Annotated in this window: 14 protein-coding genes; 6 read left to right on the plus strand and 8 right to left on the minus strand. The window is 47.7% G+C overall.

All coding sequences use genetic code 11. The features are described 5' to 3' along the window. Positions 1–105: 105 nt before the first annotated feature. The gene (locus QUB51_RS25060; RefSeq protein ID WP_445299459.1) at positions 106–3,180 is read left to right on the plus strand and encodes an EAL domain-containing protein; all 3,075 of its coding nucleotides are present in this window, start codon (positions 106–108) and stop codon (positions 3,178–3,180) included. A 133-nt stretch (positions 3,181–3,313) separates the two neighbouring features. Next, complete coding sequence (locus QUB51_RS25065) at positions 3,314–4,030, plus strand: Uma2 family endonuclease (RefSeq protein WP_333057618.1); 717 nt, start codon at positions 3,314–3,316, stop codon at positions 4,028–4,030. Positions 4,031–4,090: 60 nt separating this feature from the next. Here the strand turns inward: QUB51_RS25065 and QUB51_RS25070 are convergent, their stop codons facing one another. From QUB51_RS25070 to QUB51_RS25080, 3 genes are read right to left on the minus strand one after another with little or no spacing between them, the layout of a single operon-like run. Next, positions 4,091–5,560 carry a DUF1802 family protein gene (locus tag QUB51_RS25070; RefSeq protein ID WP_333262353.1) on the minus strand — a complete coding sequence of 490 codons (1,470 nt, stop codon included), beginning with the start codon at positions 5,558–5,560 and terminating at the stop codon, positions 4,091–4,093. Positions 5,561–5,564: 4 nt separating this feature from the next. Then, complete coding sequence (locus QUB51_RS25075; RefSeq protein WP_333262356.1) at positions 5,565–7,550, minus strand: hypothetical protein; 1,986 nt, start codon at positions 7,548–7,550, stop codon at positions 5,565–5,567. Positions 7,551–7,604: 54 nt separating this feature from the next. Then, positions 7,605–8,324 (minus strand): hypothetical protein, encoded by a 720-nt coding sequence (locus QUB51_RS25080; RefSeq protein WP_333262359.1) that lies wholly within the window; start codon positions 8,322–8,324, stop codon positions 7,605–7,607. Positions 8,325–8,775: 451 nt separating this feature from the next. On the opposite strand from QUB51_RS25080, the gene QUB51_RS25085 reads away from it, so the two are divergent. Further along, complete coding sequence (locus tag QUB51_RS25085; RefSeq protein WP_333057623.1) at positions 8,776–9,255, plus strand: rhodanese-like domain-containing protein; 480 nt, start codon at positions 8,776–8,778, stop codon at positions 9,253–9,255. A gap of 409 nt (positions 9,256–9,664) precedes the next feature. On the opposite strand, the gene QUB51_RS25090 is transcribed toward QUB51_RS25085, so the two are convergent. From QUB51_RS25090 to QUB51_RS25110, 5 genes are all read right to left on the minus strand, one after another. Then, a complete protein-coding gene (locus QUB51_RS25090) occupies positions 9,665–10,099 on the minus strand; it encodes an NUDIX domain-containing protein (protein ID WP_333057624.1) in 435 nt (144 codons plus the stop codon). 202 nt (positions 10,100–10,301) lie between these two features. After that, positions 10,302–11,048 carry a peptidase gene (locus QUB51_RS25095; protein WP_333057625.1) on the minus strand — a complete coding sequence of 249 codons (747 nt, stop codon included), beginning with the start codon at positions 11,046–11,048 and terminating at the stop codon, positions 10,302–10,304. Positions 11,049–11,149: 101 nt separating this feature from the next. Continuing rightward, entirely contained in the window at positions 11,150–11,389 is a 240-nt protein-coding gene (secG, locus tag QUB51_RS25100; protein ID WP_333057626.1) for a preprotein translocase subunit SecG, read from the minus strand. A 474-nt stretch (positions 11,390–11,863) separates the two neighbouring features. Continuing rightward, positions 11,864–13,462 carry a 2,3-bisphosphoglycerate-independent phosphoglycerate mutase gene (gene gpmI, locus QUB51_RS25105; RefSeq protein ID WP_333212132.1) on the minus strand — a complete coding sequence of 533 codons (1,599 nt, stop codon included), beginning with the start codon at positions 13,460–13,462 and terminating at the stop codon, positions 11,864–11,866. 426 nt (positions 13,463–13,888) lie between these two features. Further along, positions 13,889–14,584 carry a retropepsin-like aspartic protease gene (locus QUB51_RS25110; protein ID WP_333262362.1) on the minus strand — a complete coding sequence of 232 codons (696 nt, stop codon included), beginning with the start codon at positions 14,582–14,584 and terminating at the stop codon, positions 13,889–13,891. A 201-nt stretch (positions 14,585–14,785) separates the two neighbouring features. Here QUB51_RS25110 and QUB51_RS25115 point away from each other — a divergent pair, with 201 nt between their 5' ends. The 3 genes from QUB51_RS25115 (at position 14,786) to QUB51_RS25125 (ending at position 18,648) form a co-directional block, all read left to right on the plus strand. Then, positions 14,786–16,852 carry a hypothetical protein gene (locus QUB51_RS25115; protein ID WP_333303953.1) on the plus strand — a complete coding sequence of 689 codons (2,067 nt, stop codon included), beginning with the start codon at positions 14,786–14,788 and terminating at the stop codon, positions 16,850–16,852. Positions 16,853–17,067: 215 nt separating this feature from the next. Continuing rightward, positions 17,068–17,832 carry an MORN motif-containing protein gene (locus QUB51_RS25120; protein WP_333262368.1) on the plus strand — a complete coding sequence of 255 codons (765 nt, stop codon included), beginning with the start codon at positions 17,068–17,070 and terminating at the stop codon, positions 17,830–17,832. Positions 17,833–17,934: 102 nt separating this feature from the next. Further along, positions 17,935–18,648 (plus strand): MORN motif-containing protein, encoded by a 714-nt coding sequence (locus QUB51_RS25125; protein WP_333200287.1) that lies wholly within the window; start codon positions 17,935–17,937, stop codon positions 18,646–18,648. The last annotated feature ends 129 nt before the right edge of the window (positions 18,649–18,777 follow it).

The raw sequence follows: 18,777 nt of genomic DNA on the forward strand, positions 1-18,777 counted from the left end.
GTCCAAAACGGACGGGCGGGACGCCCATCCCACTTTCAAGAGTGGAAGTTATTTAATTCTCATTCCTTACTTAAATGCGAAGATACAATTTACGTTGCGCGAGTCCTGAAAAACGTTAGAGTAAGAAACAACTCGGAAATTGTAAAGGTTTGCTTGAAAGTTCGGCTGATGGGAGATCGGGAGAACCAGTCAATTTCTAATTTAGGTGAAGTGGGGAGTGCCGACGATCGCCATACTGCATCAGAAGCACTGTGGCCGCGCGATCGAGCCCTGGCCGCTACTAGCTGCGGCATTGTCATTGCTGACGCCAATGCACCAGATTGTCCCATAATTTATTGCAATCCGGCCTTTGAACGGATGACGGGTTACTGCGCCAGTGAAATCTTGGGGCGTAATTGCCGATTTTTGCAAGGCCCGGATACCGATCGAACTACCGTAGCTAAAATCCGCGAGGCCTTGCGCCAAGGTCGAGAAATCCAGACACCAATTAAAAATTACCGCAAAGACGGCACTCCTTTTTGGAGCAAATTATCGCTATCTCCCGTGCGAGACGACAACGCTAATTTGACTCACTTTGTAGGAGTTCAATCTGACTTGGCGGAACCAATATGTGAAGTGCAGCAAGCATTGCAGCAAGCTAACGACCAACTGCAAACGATTTTGGAAGCAGTTCCGGGAACAGTATCTTGGATTAGCTCGGATTTGCGCTATTTGGGGGTTAACCAGCACTTAGCCAAACTGCATGGTTTGCCGCCGTCGGCTTTTGTCGGTCAAGATATTGGTTTTCTGGGCGCTAGCTCGGATTTTAACTCTTTTGTGGTGGAGTTTTTTGCCGATGACGCTACGGAAGCGGTTAAAGAACTCAACGTTAAGGTACAAACCGACGGAGGAGAGTCGGAGGGATACTATTTGATTGTGGCTCAAAAGTACGATCGGGGCAAAGCAGCTTGTCTGGTCGGCATTGACATTACCGAGCGCAAGCGGGCAGAAGAAGCTCTGGTGCTGACTCGCAAGGCGGTGGAAAGTTCGAGTGACGCGATCGGCATCAGCGATGCGAACGGCACTCACATCTATCAAAATCAAGCGTTTTCTCAGCTATTTGAATGGGACACGGCAGAGGAATTTAAACTAGCCGGAGGTATATCGGCAGTTTTTACTGACCCCGCAGTGGCCAGGGAGGTACTCGACACGATCGCCCAAGGTTATTCTTGGTTTGGTGAAATTACCAACCGCACTAAAAGCGGTGAAACTTTGCAAGTGTTGCTGCGGGCCGATGCTATTAAAGACGCTACAGGGAAAATTGTCGGTCTGATTTACATGAATACCGATATTACCGATCGCAAGCGCACGGAACAAGAGCTGCGGCAAAGCGAGAAGCGCTTTCGATCGTTGATTGAAAATGCTAGAGACATTATTGTGATTCTCGACGATAAAGGCTTTTGCCGCTATGTATCTCCTTCCCTAGAGCGGATTTTGGGCTACCCGACGGCAGAAGTGCTGGGCCGATCTATATTTGACTTGATTCACCCTGACGAATTGCTGATAGTGGATCAAGTTTTCAAAGGTGTCATGCAAATGCCCAAAGTTAGCCTGGGCATGGCGGAATACCGAGTGCAGCACAAGGAGGGTTCCTGGTGCGTGTTGGAAGCGGTGGCGACGAATTTGCTCGAGGAACCTTCGGTGCGGGGAATTGTGGTCAACTGTCACGACGTGACTGAACGCAAGGTGGCTGAAGAACAATTGTTGCACGATGCTTTGCACGATGCGCTGACGGAGTTGCCCAACCGTGCTTTGTTGACTGACAGGTTGGGCCAAGCTTTTGCCCGCGCCCAACGGCACCCAACCTATCAGTTTGCGGTGCTGTTTCTGGATTTGGACAGGTTTAAGGTGATTAATGACAGTCAGGGACACCGCACGGGCGATCGACTGTTGGTGGCTGTGGCTCGCCGTCTCTTGACTTGTTTGCGGCCAGGCGATACGGTGGCTCGTCTGGGGGGAGATGAGTTTGTGATTTTGCTGGAGGAAATTCACGGTGTTGATGAGGCGATCGCCCAAGCAAAGGCAATTCTCAAGACGATCGAACGACCGCTTTATTTGGAAGGTAATAAAGTTTTAATTACTGCTAGCATCGGCATTGCTTTGAGTACCGACAAATATCAGTGGCCGGGAGATATTTTGCGCGATGCTGATATTGCAATGTACCGCGCCAAAGCTCTCGGTAAAGCTCGCTACGAAGTTTTTACCAGTGCGATGCACACTCAGGCTGTGGCTTTGATGCACTTGGAACACGACTTGCGGGAGTCTGTTGAAGAACTAAATTTGAAATATTCGATAGTGGATTTCGCCTGTGGGACGGCGGCGGAAAACTCGCCGATGAGTGAAATCGATCGGAAATTGGAGCGTCCGAAGTCGCAATTGCCTACTTTAAAATTGGAATGTCCTTTTACTGTTTATTATCAGCCGATCGTTAGTTTGAAAAGTGGTTCTGTTATCGGATTTGAGGCGCTGGTGCGCTGGCTGCACCCGGAACGGGGTTTAGTTTCCCCGATGGAATTTATTGCGATGGCTGAGGAAACTGGGTTAATTATGCCTTTGGGTTTGTGGGTTTTGAGCGAAAGCTGCCGCCAAATTATTAAGTGGCAGAGTTTGAATTTACCTGTGGGAAATTCGCGGCTGACTGTAGCAGTAAATCTTTCGGGGAGGCAGTTTTCGGAACCGGAGTCCATCGAGCAAATTAAGCAAGTTTTGCAGGAAACGGGTGTTGATGCTCGCTGTTTGAAGTTGGAGATTACTGAGACTGTGGTGATGGAAGATGGGGAAGCGGCGGCGGCGATGCTTTCGCAGTTGAGAGACTTGGGGATTGATTTGTGCATTGATGATTTTGGTACTGGTTATTCGTCTCTGAGTTATTTGCACAGGTTCCCGATTAATATTTTGAAGGTCGATCGCTCTTTTGTCAGCCGCGTCGGGGAAATGGGCGAAAATTTGGAAATCGTGCGGGCGATCGTCATGCTGGCCCGCAGTTTGGGGATGGAGGTAGTGGCAGAAGGTGTCGAAACCGCCGTCCAATTGGCTCAAATGCGGTCGATCGGCTGCGAGTACGGTCAGGGGTACTTTTTCTCTAAACCTCTCGATAGTGAGGCAGCTACAGCCTTGTTGAGGCGATCGCCCAAATGGTGAACTGAACTAAATATTTAACCGGATCAAATTGCTTGATTGTCAATAAGGGCGATCGATCTTTTCGTACTCAATGCCTTGAGTGTTAAAATCAAAATTGAGTATAATAGAAAACTATCGAGATAGGTAAAAATATATGTCTCAATCTGTTGTGCCAGCAGTCGAAGAAAAACAGATCGATACTTCCCCGACATTAACTTTTGAAGAGTACAGAGTTTATCAAAGCAATGACGATGTACAATATGAATTGTACAAAGGCAAATTAATACCGATGGCAACGGCTAGCGCATTACATACAAGCATCTGCGAATTTTGGGTTTATAAATTGCAGCGTTACCTAGCGGAACATAATCTGGATTTAGTCGTAAAAACTTCTGTGGGAGTCAGAACAGAAGATGCTACATCCCGCATTCCCGATGTAGTTGTTTGCACAGAAAGTTTGTGGCAACAAGTTCTTGCCAGACCCGGTTCTGGCATCTTAGACTTGAGCGAAACACCTTTATTTGTAGTAGAAGTAGTGAGCCAAGATCGGCGAGCAGATTATGTAGTTAAACGAGGAGAGTACGAACTAGCTAACGTGCCGGAATATGTGATTGTTGACCCAACAGAAAATAGACAGCGGGTGCGAGTTGCGGCATTTCCCGAAGGTGAAGAAAGTTATGCACAGATAGATTATTTGCCGGGAGATGACATGGTATCTGTAGTATTTCCAAATCTGAGATTATCAGTCAATGAAATATTATATCCCCCATTGGTAGAAGGGTTAATTAAGGCAGAACAAGCTCAATTGCAGAAAGCTGAAAGGTTGGCGGCGAGGTTGCGGGAATTGGGCGTAGATCCTGATGCTGTGTAGGAAATTGGATGAAGTACGCGCGAGCGAAGCTATCCCCCAGGGAATCGCCCTTGACGTATCTCAATCATCTAGTGGCAAATCGCGCAGGAAATAAAAGCGATCGCTTTGCGAATTGTCTCCTTTAATTCGCCCTAAGTAACCCGTCAAAGGTGAGGAAAGTTCTATTAAAATTTGGTGCATTTCTTCATATGTTAAAGGTTGGGGCGACATAGAAAAGGCATAAGCACCGTGAAGCTGATTAAATTCAACGCTTGTTGATTTTGTTCTTTCCAAAAAGTCTTTGACTAGCTGAACTATGTGCGATCGCACTTTAAGCTTTTCCCGCACCTCGTCAATATAGCGATTAACCTTAGCATCGGCTTCCTCACCAAACGGCTGTTGTTCCAAACAAGGTTTTAACTGTAATAAATCGATCGAACCTGGTTGCTTAGCTTTCAATTCAACTAATCTTTGCAATGTTTCCGGGCGAATTACATTCATTTTACTACCAATAGCTGCTTGATTAGCTGGATTAGTTAAAGGCCCAGCCGCCAAAATAATTTTAACCGATCGCTCGAACTTATCTTGACCCAAGTGAGTCAAGCCTAAATGAACCAATTGAGCGGTGACACTATTAGGTACACTTTCATGTTTGCTAGCTTTGCACTCTCCCGCTACTGGATAGGGAGTCTCGCAATAAAAGTCTAAACCACCAGCGCCGCCTGTTGATTCTGGATTGAGACTAGCTTTCGGATTGGTGTTAGAATTGGCAAATCCTAGCTTGATAAAACTTTTGCGGACTAACTTTTCAAATGTATTACCATCGCTAGAATTGCCAATTTGTGCGATCGCACTTATCCATGCTAAATCCGGGTCTGGTTGTGTTGTGGGTAATTTTTCCGACCAACCTAGAAACATTTTGATTTCTGCGTCTAGTTGTTTGGCTTTTGGGTTGGTGGTGGATAAATGCACTAATGCACTTTGCAACTTTTCCAATTCTGGATGTTCTGGCGGCTCTAGTTTTTCCAGCTTTTGACGGCGTTTGGCAAAGATTGAGTCGCTCAACACTGGCGTTGAATCAGTAACATTTAGGGATTTTGGCAAAGATACAAAATTGCCGCTGGGATGCACAGACATTTCCAGCGGCTGAGGTAGCAGATAAACGCGAAGATGAGTTAGAAAAATATTACGTCGTTGCAGGAGAGTTTGCTGTAATGCCTCTGTTGTCCAGACTGTTAACTGCGACACAGCCTCTAATGATTCTGGATCGTTTAGTATTTGACACCATTCGCATTTAGCCCAAGCTTTTATCAAAATCGTCTCAGAAGTTAACTGAGAAAATGAAGTTTTAGCAATTGGTAAAAAACTCGATCGGTAGTATTGCTGATGGGGGAGCAAATTAATCGAGATATTGGCTGGATATAGGGCAAATGACCTACCAGGCTCGATGAAAATTCGAGGCATGGCTGCAATCACTCGCCCTTCGATTAAGGCTTCCACATCTGGGGCAGGTAACTGCAAAGCCGTATCAACAAAAACAGAATAACTCATCCACTTATTGACCTAATAATTTATCAAGTGCTTCGTCGAGGTTGTTAATTTCCGTTGTATCAGGCAGGAAGGTATTTTCAGCCATACTTTCTTCATCCAGTTCAGCCATCTCACATCCATCCAGTTCAGCCATCTCACATTTCTCAAGCAACTCATCAGGAATCTGACCCCACTGAGCGCTAAGCAACCCATCAGGAATCTGACCCGACGGAGCGCTAAGAATTTCATTAATTAAATAATTTTCTTGGGTAAGATTTTTATGAACAATAAACTGCTGTATTTGCTCTTCTGTTACCTCGTAATCTTCGCGAGCCTTGTTGACAAAATAAATGGCTAATAAAGGCTTGATATCTTCACTTGTGAGTTTGACAAATTCTCCACCTAGTTCTGGAGAAAGAAGTTGGTCTAAACACTGTTTGCCTACAGTATTCGACTTAACATCTGTAGAACGAACTAAACAACCACGAGTCATATCAAACTTTTGATACTGAATTAACCGCTTTAATGCCGCGGTCACAAATTTTGCTCGCGATTCTTGAACTACTGCTACTACTATCTTGACAGACCGTCCATTTTCTTTACCTCGAATTCTAAAGTGGAGATAACCTCTGTCTGCCGCTCTAGTTTTTACTTTTTCAATCTCCTCAACTTGCACTTCTTCCAAAATCTCGCCTTTTACTGAAAGGAAGCCAAAATATAGAGCCTCGGCTAAAATATCGCTATCGTCAAAATATTTCTCTATTGTTGTCTCAAGTGCATTTAGTTCCTTGTTAAATGCAAGTTCAACTTGATGGAGTGGATCTGCTGCTGTTGGCGGTTGAGGCTCACCAGGCACTTTCCAATTCTTAGCACACTCCTCTAAAACCTTTCTGACAATTAACTTTTCTTTGCCCAGTTCTCTCAGTTCAGCTTCATCAAAAGGATAAACGGAATAAGGTGGAATTAAACTTTTACTGTCATAAAATTCTTGGAGCCATTGAGAAACTAGAGTCACTACATCATCAGCATTGAGATACTTTAAATCAAAAATCTTTTCACCCATTCTAGCTGTGACTGACTCTGCCTGCGGTAATGCTCTAATGTTAAACCAAGTTTCATCAAACATAGCTGTCATTAAGACACCTCGTTTTATTTTACCGTACAGGTCTTTTACTAAGAGTGCGACGACCTGCGCCCTGTTGAAACCAGCTTCATTCCGATCTACACTCTCTAACTCATCAAAGCCAATTACTAGAGTTCTGTAATCACCGATTAAGTCTAAAATTTGGCAAACAGTCTGCAATGCTTCGCCTTCTTTATCCTCTTCTGTAGAATTTGGTAAACCCATTGCATCAGCTTGTCCCTGTGCCAAGGCTTTTCCAGACAGCCAGTTGGTTGCAAAGCTCACTTTATCTGAAGAAAGTGTCCACAGAATAGCCTGGATCAAATAAGGATTTTCGATGTTTGACTTGACTTGAAGCACTTTTTCAGTTAAGCGATCGACTAATTTAGGATTTTTAGCCAATGCCCCCGAAAATTGCTTGACTAAATTTTGAGGTATGTGATTTTTTCCTAATGCCTCATTTATCAAAGCAGTTGCTAATTCTTGCCACTGCATTACGCCTTCGTTACCAATCTGTTTCAGGCTTAAAGACAAAGTGTTTAGAAAGTTAGCGTTGACTCGGTTTAAGTTTCCATAGTCTACGTCGCTCATATAAACAAAGAAAGAACCACCTTCTTCTAGAAGGCGGGTGCGAATCCGACTCATTAAGTGGCTTTTTCCTAGACCTTTTTCAGCTCTGATCGTGATACCACTAACTGTGCGATACCCGGCACGAATTTGCTCGATTGCTTGAAAAACACCATCAGAGGCATGAGCATTGATAGAAGGAACATCAGGAAAACTTGGCTTCCATATATCATTGCTCCTGACTATTAACGATCTGTCAAAAGGGTTTTGACTTGAAATAGCTTGATCGAGATATGCGATTGAGGAGTGAAAGTCATTCATCGTTTTGTGTGAGTGTGAAGATAAAGGAGCGAATGCACTACTAACTCAAATTAATTAGGTTAAACGCTTGACATAGCAGCGCAAACCGTTCACTTTTGTAGTGATAGAATCTTCGATTTTGTCGGGGGCGCTGTCTTCTACACTGCCGCCTATTAGCTGAAAAATATCCTTAGCCTGCATTTCCAACAGCCACTCATTGAACTCCGATCGCCCTACCCTTTCCCCGATCGCCCGACGCATCCGATAAATCGGCACTAAATCGTCTAAGTTATAATCCCGGTTCAAGCTGTCATACACATCGATCGCCACAGCCTTAAAATCTTCATAGGATGCGATCGTCCCTACATCCCCCTTCGCTTTCTCAACCCGAACACTTGCCGCACCATCCTGATGCCGAATCCACTTCAACAAAGAATTTCCCAGCCGAGTACCAATTTGAGAACCATCAAACTCAAACAGAGAATCCTTACTTTTCAAGCCTTCCGCTAAAACTTCTTTCCCCTTCGCCGTCAATTCCACCAGCGTCACCCGATTTACCAGCGAATACTCGATCGCCCCAGTCGCCTGTAACTCGCCCAGCACTTCCACATATCTCTGACTCGTCTCATTAGTCCGCACAATCCGCTTAGTCAACTCCCCCTTTTTCACCTTCATCTTCCCGCCGCTCAAATCCCACAAATTCAGCAGTACCCGAACTTTCGCCTTCGCATCCCACACCGCTTGCTCTTCCGGTGTCAAAGTTATAGGCACCGCAACTTCACTTTTCTCAGACATATCCATACCTTTAAATACTTGTTTTTACTTTTAAATTTTACCAGAAACCTTGCTGGCAAACATTTAAACTTTTCCGCACGCGGGCGAACCTGCGAATAACTTATGCTTATTTCATTGTTAAATAATTTTGTCACTCATCACCACAGTAAAATTCGATTACCAAAAAGATGAGGATTGACTAAAAACTTGTGAATTGATAAAATAAAATGTTTGATACATTATCGCAGTTCAAATTCTCTGCACCAAATGCGATCGAAACATTTTTAAGCACAGCTCGCTAGGCTCTAGCAACCTCAACAAATGTAGCGCTCCCAACCGCACCTAATAACCCGGAAACTAGCCTAACTGCGACTTTAGTTCAATGCTCGATTCTGCCTTTAGAAAGACGAATGCAACCTAAACATCTTGTTACATTGCAATGGCAATCAAAACATTGAACAAGATTTTACCCATGAAAACTATTCCCGACCAAATTTCCAACATCAAAGACAAACTTCCCGACTTTACTCCCACCCCTCCCGGTTTAAAAGCTCAAGCATCTAGCCACGACCTCAAAGCCCGTTTAGATTGGGGCGAACCCGGACTCACAATCATCGACGCCCGTGATTTTGAAAGCTTCACCAAAAGCCACATTACCGGCGCGGTAATGATGCCAATGGACGAATTAGTTGAGCGCGCACAATCGAGTTTAGAACCCATCCGCGACATCTACATCTACGGCGAAAACGACCAACAAACCGCCGAAGCTGCCAATCTTCTCCGCGCAGCAGGCTTTCAAAAAGTAGCCGAACTCAAAGGCGGAATTCCTGCTTGGAAAGCCATTGACGGCCCCATCGACGGCGCTGCCGAACACGATACTCCCGGCCCCGACGCTTACAACGTTTTCTCTCGCTTGCAACACCACGCCGAAGCGCAGAAAATCAACAAATAACCTCAGATTGGCGGCAGAATTAACCCACAGAATCTGACACTTAATAAACCCGGTATCGCAAAAGTTACCGGGTTTTTCTATCCGAACTTATACCATGCCCGGTCGATTACCCTGATTCCTGTAGGGGCGGGTTCACCAACAATATCTGCCAATAATGGACAATCTCAAAAACCCGCCCGGCCGGGATATTATGGTCAATCGTGAGGACATGATATTATACCAAATCAGTCTTATATTTTCTTAGTCTCTTAGAGAGTGACTTCCTTTGTATAGGATGGGTTTCATATCATGTCCGATGGATCGCCCATAATACAATTGCCGGGGCGGGTTTGGGAGATTGTCGGTTTTTGGCAAATATTATTGGTGAACCCGCCCCTACAGGAATCAGGGTAATCGACCGGACATGATATCAACCGCCGACTTTTAACTTCCTGCTATCCAAATATGCCTTAACTTCCGCGAACATTAGGCGGTTGGCATCAAAAGTAATCAACTTAACAGCTTCCTCAAAAGAAACCCAAGCAGAATTTTGGATTTCCTCCACTTGCAAAACAACCTCCCTCGAATTGACAAAGCCTAAAAAGTATGTCACCGTTTTTTCAATCAGCTCCCCATCTTTAACAAAAGAATAATGCTCTGTAAAACTCGGCTCATCCAGCATTTGAAAATCGGATATACCAGTTTCCTCCTGAAATTCCCGCCTAGCCGTTTCCGCTGGAGATTCCCCAGGATTGGCGTGACCTTTGGGAAACGCCCAATGTCCGGCTTGATGTTGAATTAACAGAAACAAAATGTCAGCTTCCGTCGAAAAAATCGGCACAATTCCAAAACATTCATCTTTCATTTTTCTGATATTCCCTATTAACTCTTACAGCATATTCCAAGTTTATAAGTACATCCCAGAAACCGGGTTTCTTTACAGTTCTCGCATCATTACTGATTCTGTTGCTCGAAACCCGGTTTCTCGCGAGCTACATCTACATGGAATATCCTGTATGTTTTTCGAGTCCGGGAACCATCCGGACTTCGTTTGTGTAGATGCGATTTCAATCGCCGAGTCTCTGAAATTCCCACCCCAAGCGAGTCTGCTGTTCATAAACCCGCTTCAAAGTATTAACATCCCTCGCTGAAATAGGCGGAGGGTTTCTCACCTGAGAAAAATAAAGCACATCAGTTTCCATTAAACTGTGGCCCCAAATTCCCAAAGCGTGACCCAACTCGTGCCGCGCCGTCGCCGGAATATACTTACCCACTTGAGTCGGATTTAGATAAACCGAAAACCGATGAGATAACACAGTTTTATCCCCATCCCGACGGGCATACAATTCATAGGTAGCCTCTCCAGAACGCGATCGCAAAACCCCTTGACGCAAAGGCGGAGCCCGACGTAAAATCCTAATATCAGCCACCTCAGAACTATCCACCACTTCCAAAGGCAAATAAACCCCCCATTCCCGCACCACATCCAACACAGCCGCCACCCATTCTTCAGACTTATTAGCATCAACTGGACGCTCAACATAAACCTGAATCGGAAACTTAGACCACAACAAATGACCGAAATTCGGTGGCTTAACCTGGTCAAAATAATCCCCGCTATCCGTGGAATCTTGCCAATTTGCTAGCGTTGGTGGCAAAGGATGAACCTGTGGATTCGGAAAACTATTCGGGAGAGAAGAAAGAGTCGCCGCCGGAGTATTAACCTGACTAAAAATTATCAGGCTAAAACAACATATAGCCAATCCCAAACCAGCCAGCAATCGAGGTTTTACCGTAACTTTCCACAACCGCATTTTTGCAACCGCAGATAGACCAAAATAGACGAAAATAAACGCAGATGAACTTGATATTATCTGCGTCTATCTGCGTTCATCTGCGGTTAAAAATCCAAATCTTATAACTTAGGCGCCAACCAACCAGCACTCAAAATCACAGTCAAACCCATAAAAACAATAGACAGACCCCAAGTAATCCGGTTCAGACTTGTTTCTGCACTCTTGGCGCTGGTAAACAATTGAGCTTGTCCCCCAATCCCTCCAATACCATCGCCTTTAGGACTGTGCAGCAACACAAAAATCACAAGTCCTAAAGCAGACAAAGACCAGATAACTTGTAACACAGCAACAATATTCATAATCGGGGGGAATTGGTAATTAGTAATCGGTAATTTATTATGATATCAAATTTGGTCGATCGCGCACAATCTCCTCCGGGACACAGCATCGTACCCATTGTTGTCGAATTAAGCTGTTAGTCCGCCAGTCCGGCAGGGAATGAATTCCCTGCCTCAAAGCGAAAGTCCTCTTAAGAGGACTGAAAAGAAGAATTTTTGATGCTGCTGAATCCAAGTATGATTTTGCCTGATGGGGTAATTCTAAGCTTACGCTGTCAGCGGTGGGGCAACCACGGGGGGATTGCCCCTACAAATTTCATACCCCAATTCAGAAACGCCGAATTGTTAAACTCATTAGTCCTCTTGAGAGGACTTTCGCTATTAGACAGGGAATTCATTCCCTGGCGGACTATCGGATGGGCGGGAGGGCTGGGCGGATGACAGCTTAAGTTGACACCAGTGCAAAACGCCTTTGTCCCTACTGCTGCGTCCCTCCTACAATCGGACTCGCACCGGAGTGCGATTGGCGCGAACTTCAAACTCAGCCGATCGAATCATAGAACGTCCGGTCATCTCCGGGGGCTGAGGCAACCTCAACAGCTCCAGAATCGTCGGCGCAATATCCGCCAAACAACCATCCGCCCTCAGAGGAACATCCGTTCCGTGACCCGGAATCTTCCGACCTTCGCCTTCTACCAGAATAAACGGCACCGGATTAGTAGTGTGAGCCGTCCAGGGATTCCCGTCCTCGTCAAACATCTGCTCAGCATTGCCGTGGTCAGCAATAATAATTGCCGTTCCGCCAGCTTTACTAATAGCGCTCAACAGCCGCCCCAAACATTTATCCACAGTTTCGATCGCAATTATCGTCGCATCCATCATCCCCGTATGACCAACCATATCCGGGTTAGCGTAATTAATCACCATAAACGAATAGATGCCTTTTTCCAAAGCCGTCACCACCCCATCCGTGACCAACTCCGCCGACATCTGGGGCGCCTCATCGTAAGTCCCCACCATCGGGCTCTGCACCAATTCCCGGTGTTCCCCGATAAAAGGCTCTTCCAGACCCCCATTAAAAAAATAAGTCACATGAGCGTACTTTTCAGTTTCCGCCGTCCGCAACTGCTGCAAACCGTGCTTAGAAATCACCTCGCCCAGAATATTGTTCAAATTCTGCGGTTCAAAAGCCACCATTACCGAAAGTTTCGGGTCGTACTGAGTAAAAGTCGCAAACGCCAGCGGCTCAATTAACTGCCGTTCAAACCCCTTAAAATCGGGAGATACAAAAGCCTGAGTCAATTCTCTAGCCCTGTCCGGGCGAAAATTGAAGAAAATTAGCCCATCCCCGGATGCCACGGCCCCCCGCGCAATTCGAGTCGGAACAGCAAACTCGTCGGTCACTCCTTCAGCATAAGAGGCCTGCAACACATCCACAGCCGATCGACCGTCAGGAGCACCCTCAGTCGTCATCACCTCGTAAGCGCGCTGCACCCGATCCCAGCGCTTGTCCCTGTCCATCGCGTAGTAGCGGCCGCTAATGGTCGCAATCCGACCGACCCCTACTTCTGCGATATAACTTTCAATCTTGCCTAAAGCTTCGACACCTTCTTTCGGAGTTGTATCACGGCCGTCTGTAATCGCGTGAATGCAAACATCAGAAATTCCCTGTGCTTTTGCTAATTGCAGCAAACCCTTAATATGACTGAGATGGGAATGAACCCCACCTTCAGAACAAAGACCAGTTAGGTGCAACTTGCCGCCCGTGGCGCGGACTTTCTCGCAAAGCCCAACCAGCGCGCGGTTGTCCAGCAAAGAACCATCTTCCACTGCATCCGAAATCCGCACCAACTCTTGAGGAACCACGCGGCCCGCGCCCAGATTCAAGTGACCAACCTCTGAGTTACCCATTTGCCCGTCTGGCAGCCCTACCGCCCGACCCGATGTTTTAATCAGAGTTCTGGGATAAGCGGCCCAGAGACTGTCCATCACGGGTGTTTTCGCAGCGGCGATCGCATTTCCGTCTTTTTCTTCACGATAACCCCAGCCGTCTAGAATAATCAGCACTACAGGAGATACAGACGCTTGTGCCATGCGAATACCTTATTTACAATAGTTAATTTCTCGATCGTCATGATTTCCGATTTGGCGGAACCTCTGCCGCTAATCAGTTTACATATTTTCTCGGCTCCGGCTGAACAATGCCAACCAAAATTCCCTCAGCCACAGCATTGTGGGAACTAATTTCGACCTGCTTTGGGAATTGTTTAATTGATTGCCTTGCCCTGTACTGTGAATGCACAGTCGGAGGCTGTTACCTATCTCACCAACAGCGACCTTGCTTTTGCGGCCGCATTTTTACGAATTGTTCAACGGTAGGTTGCTATTGAAACACTAAAAAGAATACCACAGATGGCGGACTTTTACTACTGCCTCAAGGAAGAGATTAAACAGCTTTGACTGGGCTGGGAATAACTTTAAACCAGTTGAGCAAAAATGCGTTTCCGAATCAGCTCACTTTCAGCGGACATAAAATTCTACAACATCTTTTTTAATTTTGACATCGTAATTGCCAAAGAAATCGTGACCGAGCAGACCTATTGGCATTTGTTTCGCGATCGCCACTTCGACATTTTGGATCGCAGCACCCCCAACCCGAATCGATCGCACTACGCCGATCGGGAACTCGACAACGCTACCGTCAGCGATCCCCGCTCTGATAGTACGCACCGGCCTCACTCCCAGTGCAGTAGCCATCCGCTGAGAAATCAAAGTGCCGCTCGCCCCGGTATCGACAATCATCTCAAAAGTCTTGTTGCCGTTAAATACCACATCAATCACCGGCGTCCCGCCAGCGCGACGCTTGATTTTAGCTTGAAATACCTGTGGATTCCCCCGTGGCTTAGCCGGTTGATTTGCTGGGGGTTTGGCACCAGGATTTGACGGGTTCCAAAACTGAGAGTACAATTTGCCAGTTGTGAATCCCGATTCCGTGATAGTCCGATTCCCTACCCTTCGGGAACCCCTGCGGGGAACGGGATAGCTGCGCCGCGCGTGCTGCTGGGAACTCACATCGGGCACCAATGTCATCACCTGAGTTTCTGGCTGATGTGAATCAGAATGCACCTCGCCACCCCCCACCGATCCCAGACCAACCAAAACGCTCGCACAAACCAAGCCCGATCGCCAAATTCGCTTGAGAATCACTTTTGCCATTATCTAAATACCTTAATTAATTCAATATGTCGAACAACGACCGCCACTGATATCCTAACCCGCTCCCAAAAACCGATCGCCCGATCCCCAGATCAGAATCATCAGGAAAACTTGGCAATTTTCAAGCGATCGCATAACATCGAAACACAGATAAACTGATAAACGGCAACAGGCTGTAATTGCAGAGCCTTGTTGGAAATCTTGAAATTAAGGATTTGGTGGCGATCGGCAATGCACAAACTTTTATATTTTGCAACTATAGGACTACTAGCGTTCTCGATCGGAGGATGCGGTGGCGACGAGGGCAGCAACACAGCCAGCCCCAGCCCCAGCCCCATTGCAGCCTCTCCATCTCCGGCAGCCACTGCCAGCCCTACCCCAGCAGCTCAAGCTTTCCCGTCCCCAATAGTAGCCGCCCAGCCTCCTGGGTTAATTCGATCGACCAACCCAGACGAACGAGCAAGACAGGCTCAAACAGGAATCGGCGACAACAAAAACAGGAATCCAACGCTTCCCCTTGAGCCGGTGCCACAAGGCCCTGTGACAGCCAATCCTTCTCAGCTAGACCCCTTTGGGCCGCTGCCACCGATCACAGTTCAAAACCCTCCCGGAGTTGGCGATGTCCCGGGCGGAGTCCCAGCAGGGCCGATGACAGCCAATCCCTTGCCCAAACTGCCGCAGCGACAGGTGGCCATGATACCTAAACTGCCAGAACTATCCCGCCCAGTCCAAATTGGAGGCACTAAGCTCAGAGGCCCAGCCGCTCCCCAAATCAATCTCAGCCCGACAGCAAGAAGCGTTGTCAGTGAATTCAGGACGCTTCAGGCTTTGCTAGACGACACCACACAAAACTCTGAGTACGGTACTGATGTGCGTAAATTAGTCGAGACTATTTACGGAGTACCAGGAAGGAATTTTGGTGTTACCAGACGAGAGTTACTACTAACTAACCGACCATTCTTCAGAAGAATAGAAAAGGCCCTGGGTGAATATGTGACAGCCTCAAACTTGTGGAACCTTTATGGAGATCAATCGCCTGCTGATGCTCTCCGGTGTTCCATCGTTCCCGAAATTGCCGAGGCAATTGAGGTATATCGACCGCCGACAGTAAGAAGGGGGGAACTTTCCTGCGTGACGCGAATAAATTTGCTGCAAGCAGTTTGGCGGCAGGGCAAGAACAGACTTGATGCAGCCCTCCGCGATCAAGACTATGAGGCTCGAACAATCGCAAAAGCGCCTCTTCTGCCAGTTCTATCCGCAACCCCGGAAAATCGTGAGCCAGAAGGCGAGAGGGCCCTGGGTCGGCAATTAGCTTCGTTGCCACAAGTGCCTGGGCTAAGCCCCCCGCCAGTAGGGCGTCGCCCAGCGGGATCTCCCTTAATAGCAGCGGGCCCCGGAGATCCTTCTCTGCCGGGAGGCGAAGGCGCGCAAGTTGGCTCGCCCCGCCAAGTTCCGGGGCTGAATGCGCCTCAATTGGGCCGTCGCGGCGGAGAGCCTGGTTTTCCGGGAGGCGAAGGCGCGCAAGTTGGCTCCCCGCGCCAAGTTCCGGGACTCAATGCGCCTCAATTGGGCCGTCGCCCCGGACAGCCGGGTTTTCCCGGAGGCGAAGGCGCGCAAATAGGCTCGCCGCGCCAAGTTCCGGGGCTGAATACGCCTCAATTGGGCAGTCGCCCCGGACAGCCAGGCCTGCCGGGAGGCGATGGAGCCCAAATAGGCTCGCCGCCCCAAGTTCCGGGACTCAATACGCCTCAATTGGGCGGCCGTCCAACTTCACCACCAACTACCGGTACGAATCCGCGCCGCCCTGCACCCCCGCGCCCGCCCCAGCCAATTGCAGCTAGACCCATAGGAGTGCCGGATCTGCCGGAACTGCCAGTAGACAAGCGCCCGCCCCAGTGGAGAGACCCCAATCCCCCACCACCTCCGCAGATACCAGCAGTTCCTGCACCACCGCCACCGCCTTCTACTGACCTCGCTACAGGCACTGAAGTCAGTGGCGTGGTAAAAGTCGGGAACGAGACGCAAGTGATTGTCAAAGTACCGAATGAACCAACAAGTCGATATGTCAAAGTAGGGCAGCGGTTGTCTAACGGGCAAGTGTTGGTGAAGCGGGTGGAGATCAAGCCCGGAGCAGATCCAGTCGTGATTCTGGAGGAAAACGGCGTTGAGGTAGCCAAAGGTGTTGGCGAAAAACCCGCCACTCGCCAACAACCCGCCAATGCAGTTATTAGCCGTCGGCCAAATCCGAATAGCTCAACGCGGCGCTGAAAATTGACATTAAAGCATGAAAAATGCTAAGGGCAAAAACTCTAATTTTTGCCCTTAGCGTTTATGGCTGATCTCGAATCTGAAGGTAAAATTAATATAGAGTGAGTTAGTCGCTTCTGGGAAGAAACATTAGGGATTAAAAAATAGAAGACTTTTCAGCGAGTCTTAGCTTTTGTAAAAGCTCTATCACTAATTGAAGTCAAAGGAGATTTCCCATGCTCGGTTCAATTCAAAAATTAGGGATGGTGATATTAGTTGCTTCTTGTATCGGCAGCGCCACTAATCTCTTGAATCCCCAGCCATCAATGGCTCAACCAACACCAGAGCCAACACCAGAGGCAAAACCCGAAGAAGAAAAACGCTCTCCCTTCTGCCAAGGAAATCCTCCGACGGGAAGAGTGAAATGCAATTACGAGGGAGGCGATAACTACGAGGGAAATTTCGTCAACGGCCTCCCCGACGGCAGTGGAGTCTACGTGTACGCTAATGGCGATCGCTACGAAGGACAATTTCGGAATGGAGTGCCGGATGGTAGAGGGACTTTCATTTTTAAAGATGATGCCCGCTACACAGGCGTGTTCCAAGACGGCACGATGAGGTCTGGGACGGTGGTTTTTCCCAACGGCGAGCGCTACGTCGGAGAGTTCGCAGTCGTCAGGAACGTTCAGACTGATGTTATTAGCAGCCAACCAGCAGGGCGGGGTCAATTTTTTTACGAGAATGGCGATCGCTACGAAGGACAATTCTTTGCAGGTTCGCCCTTTGGCCCAGGGGTATTAGTACGCAAAGACGGCACTCGCTGTTCCGGCAGATTTTTTAATCAAGAACTAGATGCTAGTGTCACCTGCACTTTCCCCAACGGTACGCGCTATGAAGGAGAATTGCGAAAGGGACTGCCTCACGGTGTCGGGACGATGATCGATGCTAGCGGCAGGCGCTTTCCGGGGGTATTTCGCAACGGCAAACCCGGAGTTTCCTAAAGGATAAATTCAGTTTTTCAGGCCACTGTTGACAAGAAATCGGACAAAAGACAAATGACGAAGGAAAATAATATCCAGAAGCGTATAGGAGAGACTTTGTTAATGATTTCCCGTTTTAAAACCAGTGGAATCGCTCTATTAGTTACATCAGTGTTGGGAATTGGTAGTTACGCGACTTATCCCTTGCCATCAATGGCGCAAGGAACAGGAGCTAAAACTGGTCGCTGCGTGCCAGCTATCCCTACAGGTAGAGTTAGGTGCGATTACGACGATGGCGATAGCTACATCGGACAGTTCGTTAACGGTTTGCCCAGTGGCACGGGGGTATACGTATATGCCAACGGCGATCGCTATGAGGGGCAGTTCCGTCTCGGTCAGCCAAACGGTCGAGGACAATTTATATTTAACGACGACGCCCGCGTCGAGGGCATATTCCGAGATGGCAAAGTGAGTTCCGGGACAGCTATTTTTACTAATGGCGATCGCTATATAGGCCCGTTTTCTCTGGATTGGAAAGTGGGTACGCCGACTGGACAGGGGCAATTCATTTTTGCTAACGGCGATCGCTTTGTCGGTCAATTTTTAGGGGGCAAGCCTTTAGGTGCGGGAGTCTTCACCCGCGCGGACGGTACCCGGTGTTCGGGACAGTTCTTTAATGAAGAACTTGATGCTAGGGGTAGCTGCGCGTTTTCTAACGGTATCCGCTATCAGGGAGAGTTCCGCAAGGGATTGCCTCACGGCAAAGGCACAATTATCGATACCAGTGGCCGGCGGTTTCCGGGAGTGTTCCGCGACGGCCAGCGGCTCGAACGATAAACTGGGAATAAGTGCGAACTATTAGTAAGGGCAGGTTGAGGGCTAATATTTTTTGCACAAAACCTGCCCTTGCTAGGTTTTAAAGTCAAAACTATTGATAATGTATGATCGGCTTTTTCTCAACCGAAT

This window comes from Microcoleus sp. AT8-A3, from assembly GCF_036705675.1.
Lineage (GTDB): Bacteria > Cyanobacteriota > Cyanobacteriia > Cyanobacteriales > Microcoleaceae > Microcoleus.